A 2,603-nucleotide genomic window follows, 5' to 3' on the forward strand; every position below is an offset into this window, starting at 1 on the left:
TTTGTCTTAGGGTCTCGTGGGCTCGGAGATGTGTATAAGACACAGGTCGAACATCACCCCGATCTCGCCCACGTCCCCCAGCAGCGTGACGCCCGGGATCGCGGCGAGCCGCGCCAGCCCGGCGGTGAACGTCTTGTACCAGGTCGCGCCCCCGCCCACCCGCGCGGGATCACCGGGGCCGCGCAGCAGCGCGTCGGCCTCCGCGTCCTCGCCCGGCGAGTCGATCCGCAGCAGCGTTCCGGCCGGCGCGCCGACCTCGCGGCCCGCCAGCACGTCCGCCCAGGGGATCAGCCGCGGCTCGGGCAGCCCGCGCGCGACCACCGCGGCGGAGAACAGGCCGACCCGCCGATCGCCTGGGGTCCCGGCCACCGCGAAGCGCAGGCTCACTCGCTCACCGCGACGTAGCGCCGGTCGCCGTCGGAGTCGCCGGTCTCGTGGAGCACGACCTCCACGCCGGGCAGCGCCGCCTTGACGCGGGCGGTCATCGCGCCGCTCATGAAGTGGTGCGAGAGGTCGAGCCGGCGCAGGTGGGTCAGCGGCTGGCCGCTGAGCAGCGCCTCCGCTCCCACGTCGCCCATCGCCCCCATCGACAGGCTGAGCGTCTCCAGCCGGCCCACGATCGGGGCGGTGGCGACGGCGGCGGCGATCTCGTCGGCGATCTCACTGTTCTGCAGGCCCAGATGGCGCAGCCGGGGCAGCCCCGTGCCGCTCAGGAGGCCGGCGCAGTCGGCGGCCGTGGCGTCGCCGCCGTACGCGCCGACGCCGAACCACAGCTCCAGGTGCTCAAGGGCGGGCAGGTCGGAGCCGCTCACGCCGCGGACGACCTCGCCGGGCAGGCCGCCGGTCTCCATCCTGAGGATCCGCAGCGACTCGTGCCGCACCGGCCGGAGCCGCAGCCCCGTGCCGCCGCGCACCTCCAGGCGCTCCAGCTTCGGGTACGCCTCCAGCAACGGCGTGATGTCGGACTGCTGGATCCAGGAGATCTCGGACTGCTCGGGGGAGATGGCGCCCAGGAACAGGGAGCGCAGCTCGGGCAGCCGGTCGGCGTTCTCGGCGAGCCGCCGGACGATCGGCGCGCTGTCGTCGGAGTAGCACTCCTCCCATTCGCCGATCACCATGGCCGTGACCTTCGCGGTGTCCACGTGCTCGAAGAACCAGTCGAAGCTCTCGGAGATCTGGTCGGGGCTGTCCTCGTACCACTCGCTGGCGGTGAGCCGCCAGGCGGCGCCGCCCGCCTCGGCCTGCGGCCCGGCCTCCTCGTCCCAGGGCGCGTGGGCCACGGGCAGGCCCGCGTAGGTCTGGTCGTGGAGGTTGTAGTGGCTGCGCGGCTGGTAGGTCACGGGAAGTCCTTGGATCGGGGGGTTCGTGGAGGTCTTGTCCTACCAGATCCACCCGACATTTCTGGATCATCCCTCGAAAAGGGTGCGCCCCCAGTAGTCTCCGGCGTCGCGCACCCCTGGCGGGCAGGCGAACAGGGCGCTGGAGACGTGCTTGATGTATTCGTTGAGCGGGTCGTTCCTGGCCAGGCTCATCTGCACGGGGACGAACTGTTTGCGGGGGTCGCGCTGGTAGGCGATGAAGAACAGGCCCGCGTCCAGGCGGCCGAGCCCGTCGGAGCCGTCGACGTAGTTGTAGCCCCGGCGGAGCAGGTGCGCGTTGGCGTGGAAGCTGGGGTGGGCCAGCCGTATGTGGGCGTCGTCCTTGATGTGCGGCTGCCCGTCGGGGCCCTTGGCGGCGAAGTCGATCGGGTCGAATTCGGCTTTCCGGCCCAGAGGGGCGCCTTCGCCCTTGTTCCTGCCGAAGATCTGCTCCTGTTCGGCGAGCGAGGTACGGTCCCAGGTCTCGACGGTCATGCGGATCTTCCTGGTGACCAGGTAGCTGCCGCCGGCCATCCAGGCGCTGCCGTCGTGGTCGGTGGCCCACAGCTGCTCGCGCAGCAGGTCGGTGTCCTCGAGTTTGAGGTTGTTGGTGCCGTCCTTGAAGCCCATGAGGTTGCGCGGGGTGGCTTGGGCGCGGGAGGTGGAGGAGGTGCGGCCGAAGCCGAGCTGGGACCAGCGGACGGAGACCTTGCCGAAGCCGATCCTGGCGAGGTTGCGGATGGCGTGCACGGCTACCTGCGGGTCGTGGGCGCAGGCCTGGACGCAGAGGTCTCCGCCGGAGATATCCGGGATGAGGCGTTCCCCGGGGAATTTCGGCAGGTCGGCGAGGGCGGCGGGGCGTCGGGCGGTCAGCCCGAAGCGGTCGTCGAACAGCGAGGCTCCGAAGCCGACGGTCAGGGTCAGGCCGGAGGCGGGCAGCCCGAGTGCTTCGCCGGTGTCGTCGGGGGCGGCTTCGGCGGCACCGCCGACCGCGCCGAACGCTCCGGCTTCCTTGCCCTGGGTCAGGCGGGCGGCGGCGGCCGTCCACTCCTGCAGCAGGTCGGCCAGCTCCGCGCGCTTGTCCGTGATGACGTCGAAGGCCACGAAGTGCAGCCGGTCCTGCGCGGGGGTGACGATGCCCGCCTGGTGCTCGCCGTAGAACGGGTACGGGTCGGAGGTCGAGGAGGCGTGCGCGACCGGGGGCTCGTCGAACAGCGTGTTCGCGGCCACCACCCCGGCCCCGAC

At 71.7% G+C, this 2,603-nt stretch carries 3 protein-coding genes; all 3 read right to left on the reverse strand.

All coding sequences use genetic code 11. The annotated features are described in order from the left end of the window. Window positions 1-6: 6 nt before the first annotated feature. Complete coding sequence (locus tag ETD85_RS61555; protein WP_138698978.1) at window positions 7-387, reverse strand: hypothetical protein; 381 nt, start codon at window positions 385-387, stop codon at window positions 7-9. Beyond that, the gene (locus ETD85_RS61560) at window positions 384-1,340 is read right to left on the reverse strand and encodes an STM4015 family protein (protein WP_240780172.1); all 957 of its coding nucleotides are present in this window, start codon (window positions 1,338-1,340) and stop codon (window positions 384-386) included. Before ETD85_RS61560 ends, ETD85_RS61555 begins: the two co-directional genes overlap by 4 nt. Window positions 1,341-1,406: 66 nt before the next feature. Next, window positions 1,407-2,603 (reverse strand): iron uptake transporter deferrochelatase/peroxidase subunit (efeB, locus tag ETD85_RS61565; protein ID WP_138698979.1); only part of this gene is annotated, 1,197 nt, incomplete at its 5' end.

It is taken from the genome of Nonomuraea zeae, from assembly GCF_005889725.1.
Classification (GTDB): Bacteria; Actinomycetota; Actinomycetes; order Streptosporangiales; family Streptosporangiaceae; genus Nonomuraea; species Nonomuraea zeae.